Annotated in this window: 21 protein-coding genes; 10 read left to right on the top strand and 11 right to left on the bottom strand. The window is 72.7% G+C overall.

The window, feature by feature from the left end; translation table 11 throughout:
• Window positions 1-19: 19 nt before the first annotated feature.
• Window positions 20-1,048 carry a Gfo/Idh/MocA family oxidoreductase gene (locus tag ACFXKG_RS33765; RefSeq protein ID WP_384847084.1) on the top strand — a complete coding sequence of 343 codons (1,029 nt, stop codon included), beginning with the start codon at window positions 20-22 and terminating at the stop codon, window positions 1,046-1,048.
• Here the strand turns inward: ACFXKG_RS33765 and ACFXKG_RS33770 are convergent.
• Window positions 937-1,596 carry a CoA transferase gene (locus tag ACFXKG_RS33770; protein ID WP_384847086.1) on the bottom strand — a complete coding sequence of 220 codons (660 nt, stop codon included), beginning with the start codon at window positions 1,594-1,596 and terminating at the stop codon, window positions 937-939. The two genes, ACFXKG_RS33765 and ACFXKG_RS33770, sit on opposite strands and share 112 nt — an antisense overlap.
• A 78-nt stretch (window positions 1,597-1,674) precedes the next feature.
• Here ACFXKG_RS33770 and ACFXKG_RS33775 point away from each other — a divergent pair, with 78 nt between their 5' ends.
• Window positions 1,675-2,070: a hypothetical protein gene (locus ACFXKG_RS33775; protein ID WP_384847088.1), complete on the top strand. Its 396-nt coding sequence runs from the start codon at window positions 1,675-1,677 to the stop codon at window positions 2,068-2,070.
• Here ACFXKG_RS33775 and ACFXKG_RS33780 read toward each other — a convergent pair.
• Together ACFXKG_RS33780 and ACFXKG_RS33785 are read right to left on the bottom strand one after the other, a co-directional pair.
• Entirely contained in the window at window positions 2,039-3,355 is a 1,317-nt protein-coding gene (locus ACFXKG_RS33780) for an MFS transporter (RefSeq protein WP_384847090.1), read from the bottom strand. The genes ACFXKG_RS33775 and ACFXKG_RS33780 overlap by 32 nt on opposite strands.
• Window positions 3,352-3,891, bottom strand: a complete 540-nt coding sequence (locus ACFXKG_RS33785; RefSeq protein WP_384847092.1) for an ArsR/SmtB family transcription factor — start codon at window positions 3,889-3,891, stop codon at window positions 3,352-3,354. Before ACFXKG_RS33785 ends, ACFXKG_RS33780 begins: the two co-directional genes overlap by 4 nt.
• A 250-nt stretch (window positions 3,892-4,141) precedes the next feature.
• Between ACFXKG_RS33785 and ACFXKG_RS33790 the strand changes: the two genes are divergently transcribed.
• The gene (locus ACFXKG_RS33790) at window positions 4,142-5,617 is read left to right on the top strand and encodes a cation:dicarboxylate symporter family transporter (protein ID WP_384847094.1); all 1,476 of its coding nucleotides are present in this window, start codon (window positions 4,142-4,144) and stop codon (window positions 5,615-5,617) included.
• A gap of 78 nt (window positions 5,618-5,695) precedes the next feature.
• Here the strand turns inward: ACFXKG_RS33790 and ACFXKG_RS33795 are convergent, their stop codons facing one another.
• Window positions 5,696-6,298 carry a helix-turn-helix domain-containing protein gene (locus ACFXKG_RS33795; RefSeq protein ID WP_384847096.1) on the bottom strand — a complete coding sequence of 201 codons (603 nt, stop codon included), beginning with the start codon at window positions 6,296-6,298 and terminating at the stop codon, window positions 5,696-5,698.
• 88 nt (window positions 6,299-6,386) lie between these two features.
• Between ACFXKG_RS33795 and ACFXKG_RS33800 the strand changes: the two genes are divergently transcribed.
• Both ACFXKG_RS33800 and ACFXKG_RS33805 read left to right on the top strand, forming a co-directional pair.
• On the top strand, window positions 6,387-7,013 hold the full coding sequence (locus tag ACFXKG_RS33800) for a class I SAM-dependent methyltransferase (protein WP_384847098.1): 627 nt from the start codon (window positions 6,387-6,389) through the stop codon (window positions 7,011-7,013).
• A 53-nt stretch (window positions 7,014-7,066) separates the two neighbouring features.
• The gene (locus ACFXKG_RS33805; protein ID WP_384847100.1) at window positions 7,067-7,570 is read left to right on the top strand and encodes a DinB family protein; all 504 of its coding nucleotides are present in this window, start codon (window positions 7,067-7,069) and stop codon (window positions 7,568-7,570) included.
• 19 nt (window positions 7,571-7,589) lie between these two features.
• Here ACFXKG_RS33805 and ACFXKG_RS33810 read toward each other — a convergent pair whose 3' ends face one another.
• The gene (locus ACFXKG_RS33810; protein WP_384847102.1) at window positions 7,590-8,090 is read right to left on the bottom strand and encodes a hypothetical protein; all 501 of its coding nucleotides are present in this window, start codon (window positions 8,088-8,090) and stop codon (window positions 7,590-7,592) included.
• 349 nt (window positions 8,091-8,439) lie between these two features.
• Here ACFXKG_RS33810 and ACFXKG_RS33815 point away from each other — a divergent pair, with 349 nt between their 5' ends.
• Entirely contained in the window at window positions 8,440-9,018 is a 579-nt protein-coding gene (locus tag ACFXKG_RS33815; protein WP_384847104.1) for a TetR/AcrR family transcriptional regulator, read from the top strand.
• A gap of 23 nt (window positions 9,019-9,041) precedes the next feature.
• On the opposite strand, the gene ACFXKG_RS33820 is transcribed toward ACFXKG_RS33815, so the two are convergent.
• Window positions 9,042-10,067, bottom strand: a complete 1,026-nt coding sequence (locus ACFXKG_RS33820; RefSeq protein WP_384847106.1) for an SMP-30/gluconolactonase/LRE family protein — start codon at window positions 10,065-10,067, stop codon at window positions 9,042-9,044.
• 214 nt (window positions 10,068-10,281) lie between these two features.
• Between ACFXKG_RS33820 and ACFXKG_RS33825 the strand changes: the two genes are divergently transcribed.
• From ACFXKG_RS33825 to ACFXKG_RS33840, 4 genes are all read left to right on the top strand, one after another.
• Window positions 10,282-12,090, top strand: a complete 1,809-nt coding sequence (locus ACFXKG_RS33825) for a flavin-containing monooxygenase (RefSeq protein WP_384847108.1) — start codon at window positions 10,282-10,284, stop codon at window positions 12,088-12,090.
• 216 nt (window positions 12,091-12,306) lie between these two features.
• Window positions 12,307-12,522 carry a ferredoxin gene (locus tag ACFXKG_RS33830; RefSeq protein ID WP_384847110.1) on the top strand — a complete coding sequence of 72 codons (216 nt, stop codon included), beginning with the start codon at window positions 12,307-12,309 and terminating at the stop codon, window positions 12,520-12,522.
• Window positions 12,512-13,903: an NAD(P)/FAD-dependent oxidoreductase gene (locus tag ACFXKG_RS33835; RefSeq protein WP_384847112.1), complete on the top strand. Its 1,392-nt coding sequence runs from the start codon at window positions 12,512-12,514 to the stop codon at window positions 13,901-13,903. Before ACFXKG_RS33830 ends, ACFXKG_RS33835 begins: the two co-directional genes overlap by 11 nt.
• 12 nt (window positions 13,904-13,915) lie before the next feature.
• Window positions 13,916-15,139, top strand: coding sequence for a cytochrome P450 (locus ACFXKG_RS33840; protein ID WP_384847114.1), 1,224 nt, complete (start codon window positions 13,916-13,918; stop codon window positions 15,137-15,139).
• Between the two features lie 63 nt (window positions 15,140-15,202).
• Here the strand turns inward: ACFXKG_RS33840 and ACFXKG_RS33845 are convergent, their stop codons facing one another.
• From ACFXKG_RS33845 to ACFXKG_RS33865, 5 genes are all read right to left on the bottom strand, one after another.
• The gene (locus ACFXKG_RS33845) at window positions 15,203-15,940 is read right to left on the bottom strand and encodes an IclR family transcriptional regulator (RefSeq protein WP_384847116.1); all 738 of its coding nucleotides are present in this window, start codon (window positions 15,938-15,940) and stop codon (window positions 15,203-15,205) included.
• 132 nt (window positions 15,941-16,072) lie between these two features.
• Window positions 16,073-17,056 carry a cyclase family protein gene (locus ACFXKG_RS33850; protein WP_384847118.1) on the bottom strand — a complete coding sequence of 328 codons (984 nt, stop codon included), beginning with the start codon at window positions 17,054-17,056 and terminating at the stop codon, window positions 16,073-16,075.
• Window positions 17,049-17,351 (bottom strand): hypothetical protein, encoded by a 303-nt coding sequence (locus tag ACFXKG_RS33855; RefSeq protein WP_384847120.1) that lies wholly within the window; start codon window positions 17,349-17,351, stop codon window positions 17,049-17,051. Before ACFXKG_RS33855 ends, ACFXKG_RS33850 begins: the two co-directional genes overlap by 8 nt.
• A gap of 61 nt (window positions 17,352-17,412) precedes the next feature.
• Entirely contained in the window at window positions 17,413-18,834 is a 1,422-nt protein-coding gene (locus tag ACFXKG_RS33860) for a TRAP transporter large permease subunit (RefSeq protein WP_384847122.1), read from the bottom strand.
• Entirely contained in the window at window positions 18,834-20,180 is a 1,347-nt protein-coding gene (locus ACFXKG_RS33865; RefSeq protein WP_384847124.1) for a DUF1932 domain-containing protein, read from the bottom strand. The genes ACFXKG_RS33860 and ACFXKG_RS33865 overlap by 1 nt, the downstream gene beginning before the upstream one ends.
• Window positions 20,181-20,336 lie beyond the last annotated feature (156 nt).

Raw genomic sequence — 20,336 nt, forward strand, 5'->3', positions numbered from 1 at the left:
ACGAAGGAAGGACCACGCCATGAGCGTCATTCGCACCGCCGTCATCGGCTTCGGTACCGCGGGGCGCGTTTTCCACGCGCCGCTGATCGCCGCGGACCCGCGCTACTCCCTGGACGCGATCGTCACCGGATCACCCGAGCGGGCGCGGGCCGCCCGTGACACGTACCCGGAGAGCGACGTACTCGCCTGCACGGACACCCTCTTCGCCAGGGCGGACCAGTTCGACCTCGTGGTCATCGGCAGCCCGAACGAGAGCCACGCGCCGCTCGCCCGTGCCGCGATCGAGGCCGGGGCGCATGTCGTGGTCGACAAACCCGTCGCCGTCACCTCCGCAGAGGCACGCGCTGTCGCGGCCGCGGCGAAGGCGGCCGGACGCGTACTGACCGTCTTCCAGAACCGGCGCTGGGACGGCGATTTCCTCACGCTCCGCGAGGTCGTCGCAGCCGGCGGGCTCGGTGAGGTCCGCCAGTTCGACTCCGCCTTCGCGTGGTGGAACCCGCGGGTCGGTACCGGTTGGAAGGACCTCGCGGGCCCCGACGCGGGTGGCGGCATCCTCTACGACCTCGGGCCGCACCTGATCGACCAGGCCCTGCAACTGTTCGGCGAGATCACCGAGGTCCACGCCGAACTCGACCGCCGGCGCCCCGGCGGCTGCAGCGACGACGACTCCTTCCTCACCCTGCGGCATGTCTCCGGTGTGCGGACGCGGCTGTGGATGAGCGCGGTGGCGCCCGCGCCACGCCCCCGGTTCCGGGTCAGCGGCTCCCGGGCCGTCTTCCGTTCGGAGGGCCTCGACCCGCAGGAAGCGCAGTCCATCGCCGGACGGAAGCCCGGCGAAGCCGGATTCGGGGTGCACGAGGACGGACGGACCGCCGTCGTGGAAGGCCCCGACGGTGCGGAGGCCGTGCCCTTGCGGGCCGGCGACTACCGCGAGTTCTACCGGCTGCTCGCGGCCGCGCTGCGGGAGGGCGGTCCGTTGCCCGTCGACCCGGCCGACAGCATCCGCGCGCTGGAGATCATCGAAGAGGCGCTGGGAGGGGCGCGGTGACGAACGGGCCGCGCGCCGGTCAGTGGTCGCCGCGGTACGCGAAGTCCGCGCACGCCGGTCGGTGACCGCCGCCGTACCCGGAGTCCGCCGCGTCGCGCAGCTCCCGCCGGCGGGGGTGGAGCCGCCCGTAGCGCTCCGCGCGGGCGGTGTCGGGCCGGACGGGTGCGCGGGGTGCCGACGAGGCGGTCGCGTACGGCGTCCAGGTCGGTGTCGAGCCCGGAACCGAGGAACGCGAGCGCCGCCGCGCCGAGCATGAGCTGGGCCATGAGGCGGACACCGAGCGCGGAGAACATCGTGTCGAAGGAGGCGACGTCGACGAGTTGGCCCTCGCCGGTCCGCTCGCGGTGCAGGAACGCCGGCAGGGCCCCGATCGCGCCTTGGTAGCCGGTGGTGCAGTCGGCGATGCAGGTGCCGCTGAGGGTCGGTTTGCCGTCGGGCACGCCGGTCATGCTCATCAGCCCCGAGGACGCCTGGGAGATCGCGTCGAACAGGTCCTGCCCGAACTCCCGGCCGCGGACCAACCGCCCGCCCCGTTCCCGGTCGAGCACGACCCGCGGCCGGACGCCTGGGCGTGGCGGCCGCTGCCCGACGGCCGGGCCGGGCTCTCGCTGCGCCTGTCGGGCCGGGTGGACCGGGGAGCGTGGCTGCGGGCGCGGATGGGCCCCTCGGTGCTGCTGCGGGCCCGCAACGCCGCCGCGGGGTCGCTGCCCCGGCTGACCGGTGAACTGCCGGACGAGTCGGCGGCGCTGTTCGTCCTCGGCCCCGAGGAGCACCGGCTCACCGTCGTCTCCCGGTGCCCCGGGGCGTACAGGGCGGGCGCGGGGCCTTTCGTCCGCGGCCTGGTGGCGGCGCACCACGCCCACCGCACCGGCCGGGCGGAGCCGCCGGGGCCCGTACCCGCCGGCTCCGGAGCGGGACCGTCCGGCGCGGAACCGCCCGGCCCGGTCGGCACGCGCTTCACCCTTCCATGCCTCACGGTCCTCACCGTCCTCACCCCGCCGGATCCCGCGTCGGCTCGGTAGCCGCGACGGTGCCGGGGGCGGCGACCACCGCTTCGGGCACCTCGCCGCCCACCACTCCACCCTTGACGGTCAGTGATCGGACGTCCTTGCTGCACAGCGCCGCGAGGGTGACGGACAGGACCAGGCACACGCCGCCGAGAAGCGTCGCGCGCGAGCCGAAACGCTCGGAGAGGGTGCCTGCCGTCATCTCACCGACGGGCAGGGCGAGGATCGAGCCGAGCATGTCGTACGAGTAGACGCGCGCCAGCCGGTCGGGCGGAACGTTCTCCTGGAGCGACACGTCCCAGGCGACCCCGAACTGCTCCAGCGCGAGGCCGTTGACGAACATCGCCACCACCAGCAGCGCCAGGGGGGCCGCCTCGGCCAGTGCGATCAGCGGCAGGGCGTCGAGGGCCACCACGGCCACGCCGATACGCAGGGCGTGCCGGGAGCGGGACCGGCCCACCAGGAACCCGCCGATGAGCGCGCCGGCCATCTGCGTGGCCAGCACCAGCCCCCAGACGGTGCGCCCGTACGTGCTGTCGGCGATGGTCGGCCCGAGCACCTGGATGCCGCCCGCGGTCACGGCGTTCACCACGAAGAACTGGAGCACCACCACCCACACCCAGGTGCGTGCGGTGAACTCCGTCCACCCTTCGCGGAGTTCGCGTAGCGGCTGGGAGGGCGCGTCCGGCTCCGACTTCGCCCGGGGCACGCGCACGCCGTGGTAGGCGAGGGCGGCGGCGGCGAACACGACGGCGTTGGCGGCCATGCCCCAGCCGGGGCTGAAGACGGCCGTGATCATGCCGCCGACCGAGGCACCGACGATCATGCCGGCGTTCACGCCCATCCGGCTCAGGGCGTTGGCGGCGCGCAGTTCTCCGGCCGGAACGGTCTGCGGGACCAGCGAGGCCGACGCGGGCATCGACACGGCCGCCACCGCGCCGTTGACCACGCTCAGCAGGATGAGCACCCCGAGCGAGGCGGACTCGGTGAGCAGCACCACCGCGACCGCCCCCTGTACCGTCGCGGCGGACAGGCTGGACCCCTGCAGGATGAGTGCCCGCGGCACCCGGTCGGCGAGGATGCCGCCGAAGAGCACGAGGAGGACGTTGGCGATCGACCGCGAGCCGACGACGATCCCGACGTCGACCGCGGAGCCGGTCATGTCCAGGACGGCGAAGGCCAGGGCGATGGGCGCCATGGAGTTGGCGCAGTGGGTCATCGTGCGGCCGAACACCAGGTTGCGGAAGTTCCGGTGGCGTAAGGGCGCCAGAACGGACGCCCTCTCAGCTCGCTCGGTCACTCCGCGGTCCCCTTCCGGGCCATTTCGAACAGCATGAGCGTCGCGCTGGCCCGTACGGTCCCGGGTGTGTCCGGCGGCCGGGCCTCGGCGTGCATGATCACCCCTAGCTCCCCGGCCAGTTCCCGCACCCGCTCCCATGCCTCGGGGGGCAGCCACATCTCGGCGTCGGTGAACGCCCCCGGCGATCCGGCCAACCGCTCGCGGCTGCGGCGCTGCAGCTCCTCGGAGAGGGCGGAGGCCAGCACCGCGTAGTCGTCGGGCGATCCGCCGGAGACGGACTCCCCGCTCGCCGGATTGTGGCGGTACCGCTTGGCCCGGCCGCCGCGCACGGAGGTCTCCTCGACGATCTCCAGCAGGCCGGCGGCGTGGAGATGACGCATGTGGTAGCTCACGTTCGCCTGCGACTCGCCCAGTTCGCGGGCGGCCTCGCTGGCGCTCATGGCGTGCGCGGTGACCAGGGACAGCAGGCGCAGACGCAGCGGATGGGCCAGCGCGCGCAGCCCGCTGAGCTCCGCGCGTCTCTCGGCGGCGGACATGGCCCCGAGTATCCGGCCCCGGCGAACGCACTGTCAAACACTTCTTTTGGGGTTGCCCCGGCGAGCCTGCCGGAGGAGCGACACGTGCGCGTCGGGATCTCCCTCGCGTGGCCCCATTTGGAGCAACGTACAAGATTTGGCGCAGCCGTCGACGGGGGACTTCCGTGAATGGCGCTCCTGAGTCAGAGTGACGCCCATCACGATGCGGAAGTGAGTTTCCGTATCGTAGAACTCGCTCTGGAGGAATACCGTGCCACCGTCCGTACCCTCCCTGCCGCGGCGCGCCGCACGCACGCTGCGCACCTCACTGTTCGCGCAGGTCGCCTGTGCCCTCGTCCTCGGAGTCGCCGTCGGAAAGCTGTGGCCGGATGTCGCCACGGCCGCCCAGCCGCTCGGTGACGGCTTCGTCCGCCTCATCAAGGCGATGATCTCGCCCCTGGTGTTCTGCGTGGTCGTCGTCGGCATCACCAAGGCGGGAGACCTCAAGGCGTTCGGACGGATCGGCCTCAAGGCCCTGATCTGGTTCGAGGTCGCCACCACGCTGGCACTGCTGGTCGGCCTGCTCGCCGGAAACCTCACCCGGCCCGGGGCCGGCATGAACGTCGACCCGTCCACGCTGGACGCGTCGGCGGTCGACGCGAAGACCGGCGGCGGGTCGCTGCCCTCGACGTCCGAGTTCATCCTGCACGCCCTGCCCGACAGCGCGGTCGGCGCGTTCGCCGAGAACTCGCTCCTCCAAGTCCTGGTGCTGGCCTGTCTGGTGGGAGCCGCCGTACTGCATCTGGGTCACACCAAAGTGCCCAAGATCCTGCCGGCCGTGGAGCAGGCCCAGGACGTCGTCTTCGCCATAGTCGGCTTCATCATGAAGCTCGCCCCGCTCGCGGTCTTCGGCGCGACGGCCCACCTCGTGGGCGAGTACGGGGTCGGTGTGATGTCCACGTACGGCAAGCTCATCGCCGTCTGCTACGCCTCCGCGCTGCTCTTCCTGCTCCTGCTGGCCGTCGCGCTCAAATGGGTCGCCGGCATCAGTCTCTGGAAGTTCGTCCGCTACACCCGCGAGGAAATGCTGCTCGCCCTCGGCACCGCGTCCAGCGAGACCGTCATGCCCCGCATGATGCAGAAACTGCGTCAGGCCGGCTGCCGCGACGACGCCGTGGGCCTGGTGCTGCCCACCGGCTACTCCTTCAACCTCGACGGCGCCTCGATCTACCTCTCGATCGGCACCCTGTTCATCGCCGACGCGGTGGGCGTGGACCTTTCCCTCGGCCAGCAGATCACGGTCGTCCTGATCCTCATGCTGACGAGCAAGGGGATGGCAGGCGTGCCGGGTTCGGCGTTCCTCGCGCTGTCGGCGACCGCGTCGGCGCTCGGCGTCATCCCGGTGGGCGCCGTCGCGCTGCTCCTGGGCGTCGACCGCATCATGGACTCGATGCGCGTCGCCACCAATCTCCTCGGCAACTGCGTCGCCGTCTTCGCCGTCTCCCGGTGGGAGGGCGCGCTGGACACGGTCCGCGCCCGGAAGATGCTGGACGGCGAGATCACCTTCGTACCGGAGGAGGAGGCGCCACGGGAGGGGACACTGCTGGAGAAGACGCCGGAGCACGGCACCGCTGGGCCGGCTCCTCGGAGCGTGAGCGGCGCGGGCGGTCCGGCCGCCGACCGGACGACCGCGGAGGTGAGTTCACCCGCGCTGAACGGCGAACCCGAGGACGTCCCTCTGCCGTGACCCCGGCATGCGCGTGAAGAGGTGGTGAGTTGAGCTCGGCGTGGCGGCGACAGGCCTTTTCCCACGCCGAGTTCACCATCAGTTCCCGGACCGGGACGGCCGATCAGGGTCGCCGCGTACGTGCGCGCGCACCCCTTGCAGGCCGAACAGGATGAGAAGCTCGACCGCGCCGCCGTCGGCGCTGCCCAGCCAGTGGGGCAGGGCCGTGTCGAACTCGGCCGCCTCACCGGGCGGCAGCGTCAGATCGCGCTCCCCGGTGACGAGCCGCAGGCGTCCGCCGAGCACGTAGAGCCATTCGAAGCCCTCGTGGGTCTGCGGGGTCGGTTCGAGTGGCTTCGGCCGGGCGGGGATGATCATCTTGAACGCGTGCACACCGCCCGGCCGCCGGGACAGGGGCACGAAGGTCATTCCGAACCGGCTGATCGGCTTGAGGTGGATCCGGGGGTCGCCGGTGCGCGGGGCGCCGACGAGGTCGTCCAGCGGAACGTCGTAGATACGGGCCAGCGGCAGCAGCAGTTCCAGGCTCGGCCGGCGCTGTCCGCTCTCCAGCCGGGACAGGCTGCTCTCCGAGACCCCGGTCATCGACGCGAGGGCGGCGAGGGTGATGCCCCGGTCCCGACGGAGCGCGCGAAGCCGCGGCCCCACCGCCCCGAGCACATCGTCGTCCGTCCGGTGATCCATGCGGCAATCTTGCCATTACCGCAAGATTCCGTGCCAGGTCCCGGGGTCCCCGGCAAGACTGCGGGCACACCGACCCCAAGGAGTCCTGATGAGCACCACCGAAGCCGTCGCGTTCTGGGACGGCGTCCACGCTTCCCGGCCGGCGGCCGACGGCCCTCGGCCGAACGCCCGCCTCACCGAGACGGTGACGGGCCTGCCGGCCGGTGACGCGTTGGACCTCGGATGCGGCAACGGCGGCGACGCGCTGTGGCTCGCCCGCCAGGGGTGGCGGGTCAGCGCCGCCGACCTCTCGCCCGTGGCGGTCGAGCGGCTCACCGCGCTCGCCCGTTCGCACGGCCTGGAGGATCGCGTCACCGCCGTGCGGGTCGACCTGCGCACGTCCTTCCCGGCCGGCGCGTACGACCTGGTCTGCGCCCACTACCTGCACACCCCCTTCGAGCTGGACCGGGCAACCGTGCTGCGCTCGGCCGCGCACGCACTGCGCCCGGGCGGACGGCTGCTGGTCGTCGACCACGGCTCGGCCGCCCCGTGGTCGTGGAACCAGGATCCCGGCGCCCATGCCCCGAGCCCCCGGGAGGTCGCCGACGGGATCGGCCTGGCCCCGGAGACCTGGACGGTCGAGCGGGCCGACGCGCCCCGCCGGATCGCGACCGGACCGGACGGGCGCACCGCCGAGGTCACCGACCACGTCCTGCTCGTCCGCCGCACCGCCTGACACGGCGGCCGGTGACCGCCCCCCGCTCCCTGATCCCCGACGGAGAGACCTCCATGCCCACCACCACACGCCGCGACCGCCATCGCCGCGACACCCCGCCGCCCCGGACCGCGAACGGCGAGATCGAGGTCCTGCGCGGATTCCTCGACTACCTCCGGGCCTCGATCGCCACGAAGGTCGACGGCGCCCCCGAGCCGCAGGTGCGCACCGCCGCGGTCCCGTCGGGCACGAACCTGCTCGGCCTGCTCAACCACCTGACGTTCGTCGAACGTTCGACATTCCTCGGGGACGACGTCACCGACTGGCAGGCGACGTTCCACGCCGCGCCGGGGGACGGCGTGGCCGAGGTCGTCGCCCGCTACCGGGCCGCGGTCGAGCGTGCGAACGACGTGCTCGACGGGTGTCCCGATCCCGGCGCTCCGGTCCCCCGGCCGCGGCCGGGCCGCCCCGCTCCCAGCATCCGCTGGGCACTCACCCACATGATCGAGGAGACCGGCCGGCACGCGGGCCACGCGGACATCCTCCGCGAGCTCGTCGACGGCACGACCGGCCGCTGATCCGCCTTCTCCCGTTCCCCTACAGGTCCAGTACGGCCCAGAGCCGCCGCCCGTCCTCCGCGACATCCGTGCCGCACGTCGACGCACCCAGTTCGGCCAGCCGCGGCAGCACTTCCGCGTCGGTCACGGCCGGAGCCGCCTGATGCGAGAGGACGAGGATCAGCACCTGCCGGTCCTGCTCGGCGAGGTGGACGCTCACCCGCCGGCCCCCGTCCGCGACCGCGGTCCGCATGAGCTCCGCCACCAGGTCCCCCGCCGTCCCGTCGGCCGTCGTGCGGCCCCATGCGCGGAGCTGTGCCAGGACGCGCCGCCGGGCGGTGGCCACCGACCACGGCGCCGATTCCAGCGTCCAGTTGGCGCCGCGCCGGTTCGCCATCGTCACCCGTCGGCGCGCGGTCGCCAGCGGGGTCTTCGGCTTCGTGTCCGGCTCGGGCCGCGGCGGCTGCACGGGGCGCTTGGGCGGGGGCGGTGTCTTCGGCGGATAGTCCGGCAGGCGCTGCTCCGGTGGCGGTAACGGCATGCGTGCTCCCCGTCTCGACAGGATGTCAGCGTATGCCGCACACCGGGTGTTACCGGCCGGTTCGGACCCGGAAGGATGACAGCTCGCCACCACGAACGTACGGCAGAAACGATCCGCGCGACCGCACTCCCCGTCACGGCTCCCGTCGCCGCTCCCCGTCGCCGCTCCCCGTCACCGCTTCCGGACCGACGCGAACATCCGCCGGCGGACGCGCCTTTGAGGGCGCGAGGATCGAGGACCGCCGGCGGCGTCCGGACCGGGTGATGACGCACTGGGTTCCGATGCTGTCGTCGTAGGCGTCGATCCGCGGGGCGGCGGAACGCGGCCGCCCTGCGGCTACCCTTCCGGGGTGACGCAGCACCCCACGAACGAGCACCGCCCCGCGAACGACGGGCCGAAGGCCGCCGCCCGTAACCGGGCCGCCCTGATCTCCGCCGCCCGGGAGATCTACGCGGAGCACGGTCTGGACGCTCCGCTCTCATCCGTCGCGCGGCGGGCCGGGGTCGGGCAGGGCGTTCTGTACCGGCACTTTCCCGACCGGGCCGCCGTGGCGACCGCCGTTCTGGAGGAGAACGTACGGCAGGTCGAGAAGGCGGCCGAGGACCTGACCTTCGCGGGCGTCCTCGGAGTGATGACCTGGCATCTGACGGAGTCGGCGGCCTTCATCGGCCTCCTGCACGCCGACGAGGCGGGCCGCTCCGGTGTCCGCGCGTACGCCCTGGCCCTGTCGGAACGGGTCGAGCGCGCCCTGCGGGGGCATCTGCGGGACGGCCATCGGCTGGGCGCGGGCAACGACCTCATGCTGGCCGTCGCCATGGTCTCCGGAGCCGTCACCGGCCCCACCCGCGAAGAGCGGGAACGCCGGGCGCTGGCGGCCTGGCGGCTGCTCGACGTCGAGGTGGGGCCGGTGCGGCCCTTCGAGGAGTGAGAGGAGTGAGTGGCGCGGCGGCGTCAGCCGCCGTTGGACTGCCGGATGCCTTCCGCCAGCGCGTCGAAGGTGTACAGATACCCTCCGGCGGGCCCGCTGACGGTCATGTACGCCTTCTTCCCGCCGGGCGTGATGGCCACGTTCGTCGCCGACTCCAGCCCCTCGGCGCGGCCCGGGAGCTCGACGGTCGCCAGGCGCTCACCGTGCTGGTTGTACACGACCATCGCGGCCCGGCCGTGCAGCGCCTGGTAGAGGTTGCCGTCGGCGTCCACGGCGATCGAGTCGGTCTGGGCGATCCCGCCGTCGACGCGGATGGCGGTGTGCCGGGAGGTCACCCCTCCCTTCGCGTCGAGGCGGAGGTAGGAGATCCGGTTCTGGGTGAGCTCGCTGATCCACAGTCCGCGGTAGTCCACGTCGAACGAGATGCCGTTCGTCGCGGCCAGTTCGTCGGCAAGGACGGTGGCCTTCTCGCCGTCGCGGTCGATCCGCACCACCCGGCCCTGGTCCTTGCCCTCGGAGAGGCCGCGTGAGTCGCTGACGTACAGGTTGCCCTCACGGTCGAAGGCGAGGTCGTCGGGGCTCATCGGCGCCCCGTCGACCTCGCCGGAGAAGAAGGTCCGCGGATCACCGCCGTCCCGGGCCAGGCTCACGATCTCACCGCGGAAGTCGGTCAGGTAGAGCCGTCCGTCGTACGGGCTGAACTGCGCCGAGGTGTAGGCCCCCTGGCCGTCCGTGCGGACGGCGCGCGACGTCTTCCTGCCGACGTCGACCCGTATCACCTTCGGCTTGCCCTCGGGGGCGGTGACGTCGACGACGATCAGGCTGCCGTCCTTGTCGAAGGTCGGCCCCTCCAGCAGGGTCATCCCGGTCTCCTCGTGCACCTTCGTCAGCTGCATGACCTTCTGCGCGCGGATGGTCCGGCCCGCGCCCGTGGCGGCCGTCGTGTCCCCGCGGTCACCGGGGTCGCCTGTGTCCGTGCCGCATCCGGTGAGCGCCAGCGTGCCGATCGCGGCGAGCACGGCGAGGGATCGGATCGGGAGTCGTCGCATGGGGGGTCACTCTTCCTGTCCGTATATCTGCGGGTGGCGTCGGCAGGGAGCTTCGCGTGGGCCCGCCGAAGGGCGGACGTGCTCGTTCCGAGTGCCGCGGTACGCACCCGCACTCCAACCGGACAGCACTGTCCGGTAGTTGCTACCGTAGCGGAAGGCCGCTCCTCCCGGGCGGCCCGCACGACAGCGGACCAACCGGATCGAGGACCCCCACATGACGACTCCTCAAGCGCCGACCTCCGACGAACTCGCCGCGCTGAGACAGCGTTACCACCTCGAACGCGAGCGGCGGGTACGGCCCGACGGCGCCGGCCAGTACCGTCCCACCGAGGCCGAGTTCGGCTACTACGCCGCCGATCCGTACGTGGGCGACGTGGCCGGGCGCGAGCCGCTGCGCGACACCGTCGACGTCGCCGTGGTCGGTGGCGGATTCGGCGGCATCCTCGCCGGGGCCCGGATGCGGCAGCAGGGCCTGGAGCGCGTCCGGATCGTCGAGATCGGCGGCGACTTCGGGGGCACCTGGTACTGGAACAGGTACCCGGGCATCCACTGCGACATCGAGTCGCACGTATACCTGCCGCTGCTCGACGAGACCGGATACGTGCCCGAGTGGAAGTACGCGCCCGGCGAGGAGATCCGCCGCCACGCGGTGCGGATCGCGCAGAAGTACGACCTGTACCCGGACGCGCTGTTCTCCACCGGGGTCACCTCGCTGACCTGGGACGATCCATCCGAGAAGTGGATCGTGGCCACCGACCGCGGGGACGCGTTCCGGGCCACGTACGTCGTCACCGCCACCGGCACACTCTCCCAGCCGAAGCTCCCCGGGATACCCGGCATCGAGGACTTCAAGGGCCACACCTTCCACACGTCGCGGTGGGACTACGGCTACACGGGCGGCACCGCGGACGGCGGCCTGTCGGGGCTCTCGGAGAAGCGGGTGGGGGTCGTCGGCACCGGCGCCACCGGCATCCAGGTCATTCCGATGCTGGCCGAGGACGCCGGACACGTCTACGTCTTCCAGCGCACCCCCTCCACCGTGGACGTACGCGCCAACCGCCGCACCACCGCTCAGGATGTCGGCGCCGACCACGACGGCTGGGCACGCGAACGCCGCGACAACTATCTGCGCATCGTCTCCGGTGAGCCGGCCGAAGAGGATCTCGTGGCGGACCGCTGGACCATGTCGGCGGGCCTCCTGGAGAAGCTCCTGCCCAGCTTCCGCCGTCAGGGCGACCGGGAGACCTTCGAGGCCGCCTACGAGGCCGCCGACGCCGTCAAGATGAACGAGCTCCGCACCCGCGTCGAGCGGACCGTCACCGACCCGGACACGGCGGAGAAGCTCAAGCCCTGGTACCGGTACGCCTGCAAGCGCCCCACCTTCTCCGACAAGTACTACCCGGCGTTCAACCGCGCCAACGTCACCCTGGTCGACACGGCGGAAACCCACGGCATCGAGCGCGTCACCGAAGACGGTGTCGTGGTCGGCGGCACCACCTACGAGCTCGACTGCCTGATCTTCGCCACCGGTTTCTCCGTCGGTACCTCCGGCGTCCTCTCCGGAAAGCTCCCCGTCCACGGCCGGGAAGGAACCCAACTGCTGCACGCCTGGGCGCGACAGGGGCCGCGTACCCTGCACGGCTTCACCAGCAACGGCTTCCCGAACCTGATCCAGATGGGATCCGTGCAGAACGCCAGCAGCGTCAACTACACGCACATCCTCGACGAGCAGGCGGTCCATGCCGCCGCCCTCGTCGCGGCGGCCGAAGCCGAGGGGGCCCTCGTCGAACCGTCCCGCGAGGCCGAGGACGACTGGATCACCTTCCTGTCGAAGGACGCCCCCGACCACGAGTGGTTCCACGCAGAATGCACCCCCGGCTACTACAACGGCGAGGGACGCGGCCGGCCGAACGGGCCGCGCGCCTACCCCTACGGCGCATTCGCCTTCCATGAATTCCTGCAGCGCTGGCGCGAGGAGTCCCTGGGCGAGATCCTCCGGACCCGGACGCCCCGGCAGCTCTGAGGCGCGTACCGGACGTGCTCCAGGCCTTCCCGGGTGACCGGGGAGTGCCCGGGGCGGCGGCCGCCGGCTGTCGGCCCCCGCCCGGGGTCGAGGGCCGGCAGCCGCCCCGTACCGGGCGCTCCGCGTCGGTCACCCCTTTGCGCAGCACCGCTCGCGCCTCCTGCCCGCAGGCCATAAGACGGAGACTGCGGGCGACGCGCGGAGGAGTGGACCTGGATGCAGATCGTTGTCGACCTCAATCGCTGCCAGGGATACGCGCAGTGCGCGTTCCTCGCTCCGGAGGTGTTCGAGCTGCACGGCGAGGAGGCGCTGATGTTCACGCCCGTCGTCCCGGACGGCCGGCCCGAGCACGAGCGCGTGCGCCGGGCCGCGGCCGCGTGTCCGGTGCAGGCCATTCTCGTCGGCGAACGGGCGGGCCCCGGTGAAGGGTGAACCGAGGAGCGGCCGGATCGTCATCGTCGGGGCGTCCCTGGCCGGTCTGCGGGCCGCCGAGACGCTGCGCGACAAGGGTTTCACCGGATCGCTGACCCTGGTCGGGGACGAGCCGGAGCCCCCGTACGACAGACCACCGCTCTCCAAGCAGGTCCTGCTCGGGCGGACGGGCGCGGCCGACACCGGGCTGCCGCTCCGCCGGGAGGTGGATGCCCGCTGGAAGCTCGGGGTGCGCGCCGAAGGGGTCGATCCGGTCGGGAAGCGAGTGATCCTCGCCGACGGCGAACGGCTGCCGTTCGACCGGCTGCTGATCGCCACCGGAACCCGGGCCCGCCCCTGGCCGAACCCCGGCGAAGCCCGTCTCGACGGCGTACTCACGCTGCGTACGAGCCAGGACGCGGCGGCGCTCTCGTCCCGGCTCGACGCGGGGCCGCGCCGGGTCCTGGTGATCGGCGCGGGGTTCACGGGCTCGGAGATCGCGTCCGCCTGCCGGGAGCGCGGCCTCGAAGTGACCGTCGCCGAGCGCGGGCCCTCACCGCTCGTCGGCGCGCTGGGCGGCACGCTCGGCGCGTTCGCCGCCAACCTGCAGCGCGCGCACGGCGTCGATCTGCGCTGCGGTGTGACGGTCACCGCGCTGAAGGGCAGCAACGGACGGCTCACGGGCGCCGAGTTCTCCGACGGCGGCCGGATCGAGGCCGATGTCGCCGTGGTCGCCCTCGGCGCCGTACGGAACACCGAGTGGCTCGCCGGATCGGATCTGGCCGCGGGACCGCGGGGCGTCGCCTGCGACGCGGGATGCCGCGCCTTCAACATGTACGGGATCGTCACCGACGACGTGTTCGTCGCCGGTGACGTCGCCCGCTTCCCGCATCCGCTGTTCGAGTACCAGATGCTCGCCCTCGAACACTGGGGCAACGCGGTCGCGCAGGCCGAGGTGGCGGCCCACAACATGGTCACCACGGGGCCGGACCGGCGTCCGCACCTGGCGGTGCCCGCCTTCTGGTCCAGCCAGTTCGGTCTCAACATCAAGTCCGTCGGCGTACCGACCTTCTCCGACCACGTGGTCATCGCCCAGGGGTCGCTGCGGGAGGGCCGTCTCGTCGCGGTCTACGGCTACCGGGGACGCGTCACCGCGGCCGTCAGTGTGAACCGGGCGAAGTGGCTGGAGCACTACCAGCGCCTCATCGAGACGGCGGCCCCCTTCCCGCCCGCGCGCGGCGCCGCCGACCGGCCCGAATCGGCCGAACCCGTCCCCTCCGACGTGCCGGACCCCCGGCAGCTCTCGCACGGCCCGACCGTGGCGCTCACCGGCCATCTGCCGGACCGGCGCCTGACCCTGGTCCGGCACGAACCAGCCCCCGCCGTCGCCCACCGTCCATGAGGAGCCCCGCGCATGCCCCCGGACACCCTTCTCCAGCGCATCACGGACTACGCGAACCGCGCCGACCCCTATCCGCTCTACGCCGAACTCCGCGAGAGCGGGGTGACGCGGCAGACGGACGGCAGCTATCTGGTCGGTACGTACGAGGACATCGCCGCGCTGCTCCACGACCCGCGGATCAGCTCGGACTCCCGCAACCGCACCGACCAGGACACGGTCCCGCTGCTCCGGAGGGGCACGCAGCCGGCGGCGTTCATCGGCTTCGACGACCCCGAGCACGACCGGCTCCGCCGTATCGCGATGCGGCCCTTCGGGCCGCCCCACTCCCCCGGCCGGATCGACGCCCTGCGCACCGACATCACCAGGATCGCCGACGAGCTGGTCGACGGTTTCCGGGACAGGGACCGGATCGATGTCGTCGAGGACTTCGCCTACCCCTTGCCGGTCACCGTGATCTGCCGGCTGCTGGGGGTGCCGCACGAGGACGTGCCGCGGATCCGCGGCTGGACGAACGAGGTCGTCGCCGGTCTCGACCTGCGGCCCGGGAAGGACGGCGAGGACCGCGCCGACAAGGGTCTGGAAGCCCGGCAGGCGATGGGTGCGTATCTCGGGGACCTCGCCGACCGGCGCCGGGACGATCCGTCGGACGACATGCTCTCCGCCCTCGTACACGACTCCGGCCCCGACGGACACCTCACCAGGGGTGAGCTGATGGCGACCGCGACGCTGCTGCTCATCGCCGGGCACGAGACGACGGTCAACCTCATCACCAACGGAGCGCTCACGCTCCTGCGTCACCCCGGCGCCCGGCGGCAACTGCGGGAGAACCCCGGGCTGATGCCCGGGGCCGTCGAGGAACTCCTGCGCTACGAGCCCCCTGTTCATCTGCTCCCGCAGCGCACTCCGCTCGCCGATGTCGAGGTCTCGGAGGTCACCGTGCCCAAAGGCGCCCCGCTGATCCTCGTACTCGCCTCCGGCAACCGTGACCCGCTGCGGTTCGACGAGCCGGACCGGTTCGACCCGGCCCGCGAGGACAACCAGCACTTCGGCTTCGGCGGCGGAGTCCACAACTGCTTCGGCGCGCCGCTCGCCCGTCTGGAGACCCAACTCGCCCTGCGCGCGCTCCTTCCCCGGCTGGAAGGCTTCCAACTGGCCGAGGAGCCACCGCCGTACCGCCGCAGCCCGATCCTGCGCGGCCCCCGGCATCTACGGATCGAGCGCGTGCCCGGCTCGTGACGACGGGGTGTGCCGGGCTCGTGACGACGGGAGTGTCAGGCTCGTGGCGGCGGGGCGTGTACGTCAGAACGCGCGGCGGCCGATGGCGAAGGCGGCGCGGCGCACCTCGACGCCGAGCTGCTCGACGCGCTCGGCCGGCAGGTCCTCCTGGTTGCCGGAGACCTGGACCGCGGCCGTCGGCGCCCCACCGGGTTCGGGGTCCGGGACGGGGGCGGCGACGGAGGCCATGCCGGGCTCGCGCTCGCCGCGGGCCTGGGAGTAGCCGAGGTCGCGGATCCGCTTGAGGTCGGCGAGAAAGCGGTCGCGGTCGAAGCCGGTGCCGTCCGCGTTGGCGGGATCGGTGAGCTGGTCGAGAAACCGGCCGAGTTCGTCGGCGTCCATGCCGGCGGCGAGGGCCTTGCCCGCACCGAGGTGCAGGGGCATCCGCTCGCCGATGGGCAGTTCGTACCGGAGCGGGCGGGCGCCGTCGACGCGGGCGAGCACCACGCGTACCCAGCCGATGCGCTTGAACAGCGACGCGGTCAGGCCGGTCTCGGCGGCGAGGTCCTGGAGGACGGGACGGGCGGCGACGAGCAGCGGGCTGCTCGTCAGGTAGGCGTGCGCCCCGAAGATCAGGCCGACCCCGGGGCGATAGCCGGTGGCGTCGCGCTCGACCCGGCCACGCGCCTCCAGCACGCTGAGGATGCGCTGGGTGGTGGCGACGGGAAGACCCGCCCGGCGGGCGATGTCGCTCAGCCGGAGGGCGTGGTGGCTCGTGTCGAGTACTTCGAGGACGTCGATGGCCCGTTCGAGGGAACGCATGCTGGTCGCTGGGGTCCTGGCCGGCTCCATGGGCGGGTCGACGCCTCCTCTTGTCCGCAGCTTTTCTGCATCTTCCCACACAGTGGTGAAGGTGCCCGCGTTTCGGGAGCCGGCCCCTCCCGAGACGCGTTTTCAGCGGATGGCGGTGGCGTTCGGCGGCGACCCGACGCCGCCGACGAGATGGAGCGGTTTGACCACGACGAGGGCGTCCCAGCGGCCGGTGCGGCGGCTGTCCTCGGCCAGGGCGGTGAGGTCCCACAGTTCACCGAGCGGGACGCCCAGTTTGGCGATCAGCTCCTGGTGCATCATCCCGGCGTCCTCGGGCGCGCTGTCCAGGAACGGGCTGTCGGCGACGACGGGCAGTACCTCGACCGCGAAGGTGTCGGTGGCGAACAGGGCGACCCGGTGGTCCCAGAGCCAGGCGGGGAGTTCGAGGGACTGCCGGAATCCGGTGGCCCGGCGGGCGTCGCGGACCTCGGCGCGCAGCGCGGGGCCGGCGTCGAGGAACCAGCGTGCCCAGCCGGTGTGTACGAGCACCAGGTCGCCGGGGCGGACCGTTACGCCCTGGGCGCGCAGGGCGCGGTCCAGGACGGCGGTGTCGAGGGCCGGTCCGGCGCGGTGGTCGGGTGGTGTTCCCTCGGCGGCCAGTTGCCGTTCGACGTCCACCAGCACGCCCCGGCCCACGATGGGTTTCTCGGCCCAGCGCTGGATCCCGAGCGCCGGGTGCCCCGGGCGGATGTCCCCGTCGGGAACGCCGTTGTAGAAGCCGTGGCCGGAGGCGCGGCGGTGGCGCAGGCCGTCGACCTGGGAGGTGGCCTGCGGGTAGAAGCCGTGCAGGACGTCGTCGCGGGCCTGCGCGTGGGAGGCGAGGAGTTCGTGGCGCGGCGCCGAGCGGGCCCGTGCCATCGGCGGGTCGAAGGCGTCCAGGGCGTGGTCGAGGCTGAAGACCGCGCCCCGGGCGACGGCGGAGGCGGCGTCACGGACCTGCGCGGCCCCCGCGAAGTTGGCGGTCCCGCGCTCGGGATCCTGCGCGAAGACGCCCCAGCTGGAGCCGGGCGGGACGCGCTCGCGCAGCGCGGCGTACGCGGGCACGTCCCGGTCCCGGGGTTCAGTCACGGTCGTCCTCCCCCGCCCCGTCCGGCTCCCCGGGGCCGCCGCCGGGGCGGTAGGAGAGGGCGAAGGAGAGCAGTCCGGCGACGGACGCGCCGCCGAAGGCGTAGGGGGCGAGCTCGGTGGCCCAGTTCCGGGCGGCGGTGGCGTCGCCGGCGGCGAGTGTCACGATCTGGCCGAGGACGATCGCCACGCCGGCGAGCAGGAAGAACACCACGGCGACGGCGAACAGGAAGGTCGTCAGGTGGGTGGCGCGGGCCGGGGCCGGTGCGGGGGCCGGCGAGTTCATCGTCGAACTCATCAGTGCTCCTTGGTGCTTGTGGTGCGGGAGGGCCGGACGGGGAGGGTCAGACAGGGAGAGTTCAGACGGGGAGGGCGCCGACGGCGATCAGGACTCCCATGCCGAGAATCGGCAGACAGTAGTACTTCAGGAGGGGGAGGAAGGTCTTCACCGGATCGACCCGAGCGATGCCCGCGGCCACGTAGATCGGCGCGCCCGACGGCGGGGACGCCCCCTCCGTGGAGGCGAAGATCAGTACGGCGGCCGCCGCGACCGGGACCGGGATCCCGGCGTTGGCGAGGGCCACGACCGCGACGGGTCCGACCGCGGCCATCGTGGCGCTGGCGGTGAGCGGGATCGCGATGGCCACGATGATCACCCCGATGGCGACGGCCATGATCCAGCCCGGTGCGTCGAGTCCCGCCAGGACGCTCTGGAGCTGGCTCGCCAGTCCCAGGTCGCCGAGCAGGTTGGAGGCGGAGAAGGCGGCCACGATCGTGACGCCGATGACGCCGAACGACGGCGCGGCCCCGCCGATCGTCCGCCACCAGCCGGCGGCGGTGCGGGGCAGGTGCCTGCGCCCCAGGAACAGCACCAGGGCGATCATCAGCACCGGTATCCAGGTGATCAGGCTGATCACGTCGGGCATGGCGTACGGCTGGGCCGCCAGCAGGGTGCCGTCGGCGAGTTCGACGGGCTTCTTCAGCACGTCGCCGACCGCGGAGTGGTCGCCCAGCGCGCCGGCGAGCGGGCCCCGGGTGAGCAGCAGCGGTACGAGGATCGGGAGGAACAGCAGCAGGGACGTCCAGCCGTTGCGGAGGCTGACCCCGAACGGGATCCGGTCCTCCGGGGCGATGGGGTCGATGCCGTTGCGGCGGACCAGGAAGTACGCGAGCACCAGCCGGTAGCCCAGGCACCACAGGCCGGCCAGGGCCAGCGGCCGGACGATCTCGTCCGGCTGCATGACGCCCTGCGCGGCCAGTCCGCCGACCAGGATGAACATCGTCGCGGAGAACGGGAAGCTGACGCCCATTCCGGCGCCGCCGGCCACGACGGTGGCCGCCAGTTCCGGCCTGACGCCCGATCGCTTCATCCAGGGGACGGTCACCGACCCGACCGCGGCGGTGACCGCGGCACCGACGTGCGCGATGGCGCCGAAGATCCCGCCGGCCACGGTCGCGGTGTAGACCGGCCCGCCGCGCAGCCGGCCGAGGACGGAGTTGAGCAGGTCGATCAGCTTGTCCAGTACCGGCGTCCGGGTCAGCACGTACGACATGAACACGAAGGCGAGACCGGCGAAGGTCACCTCCTCCTGCATGGATTCCAGGACGGCCTCCCGGATCGCCTCCCAGCCGGACCCGCCGTGCTCGGTGCCGGCGACCAGGACGAAGCCGCACACCGCCAGGAAGCCGACGATCATCGCCTCGCCGATGTTGCGCTTGAACACCGCGTTCCAGACGACGATGACACCGACGAACGCGAGCAGCGCCCACACCCCGGCCATCACGCGGTCCCGGCGAGGATCGCGGCGCGGCGCCGGGCCTCGTCGGCCTCCACGGCGCGCCCGCCCAGCAGGCCGGCGGCCGCCTCGGCGGCGGGGACGACGATCACACCGTCGTCGTCGGCGACCACGAGGTCACCGGGGCAGACCACCACACCGCCGACCGCGACCGGCACGTCGACCTGGCCGGGACCGTTCTTGTACGGGCCGGCCGGTGTGACGGCCCGCGCCCAGGCCGCGAACCCGATCGCCTCCAGCTCGCCGATGTCGCGCAGGGCCCCGTCCACCACGATGCCGACCACACCGCGGCGCTTGGCGCGTTCGGCCATCAGTTCCCCGAGCAGCGCCCGGGTGGTGTCGCCCTGGCCGTTGACGACCAGCACGTCGCCGGGGCGGGAGATCTCGATCGCCCGGTGGAGGGCCTGGTTGTCGCCGCTGCGTACCCACACCGTCCGGGCGCGGCCGACCAGCCGGGCGCCCCGCCACAGCGCGTGGATGCCGCCGTCGAGCATGCCCATCCGGTCCCGGGCGTCGCCGATGTTCGCCACCGCGAGGCCGGAGAACCGGTCGAGCAGGTCCCCGTCCGGCACCAGCGCGGCGTCGGCGAGCGCACGGTGGGCCTCGGCCGCGGCCCGGGTCATCACCGGGCGCTGTCCCAGGGCGTCGAGCAGGTCGGCCGCCGCCGCGGACTCCCCGGCCCGCCGGGCCGCGTGGCGCAGGGTGCCGTCGTGCAGCCGGTCCAGGGCGGCCGCACCGCCCGCGAGTTCGTTCACGATCTGCGTACGCACCCATTCCTCGGCCCCCGCCGCGCGGCCCGCGGCCGACGACTCGACGATCAGCGCGCCCAGTCCCTTCATGAACGTACTCCGCAGCAGTTTGCGCGCGGAAGCGTCCCCGGGCGCACCGGCGATGTCCTCGACCGTCGCGTCCAGCGCGGCGAAGAGCCGCGCGGCCGGTGCCGACCCGGCACCGCTGATCACCACGGTGGTGGCCGCGCCGTACGTCGGCACCGAGCCGATGACCGACACGTCGGCGAACCGGTCCTCGCCGATCGCCGCGGCGATACGGCGTTTGACCGCGGGGGCCGTGGCGTTCATGTCGGCGAAGACCGACGCCGGTTCCAGGAAGGCGGCCACCGAATCCGCCGCGGACTCTGCGGCCCGGCCGCCGACCAGACTGAGCACCACGTCGGCATCGCGCACGGCGGCCTGCGGCGTCCGCGCTCGCGCCACCCCTTCCGGTGTGGCGTTGTCGGCCGGGTCGTAACCCGTCACCGTCCAGCCCCGCTCGACCAGCCCGGCCGCGTACAGCGACCCGGCCTCGCCGAGACCCAATACCGACGCTCGCATACTGCCTCCTTGCAGTCCCGCATGTCTCACACAGTGGTAAGTGCTACCGCTGCGTGGAGAGTATTGGCAGACAATGGAAGGAGTGTCAATGGATCGCGAGCACGCACCGCTCGCGGAACGCGAAAGGCGGCGTCCGGCCCGGGGCGGTACCCGGGC

This window comes from Streptomyces sp. NPDC059255, assembly GCF_042752355.1.
In the GTDB taxonomy this organism is placed as follows: domain Bacteria; phylum Actinomycetota; class Actinomycetes; order Streptomycetales; family Streptomycetaceae; genus Streptomyces.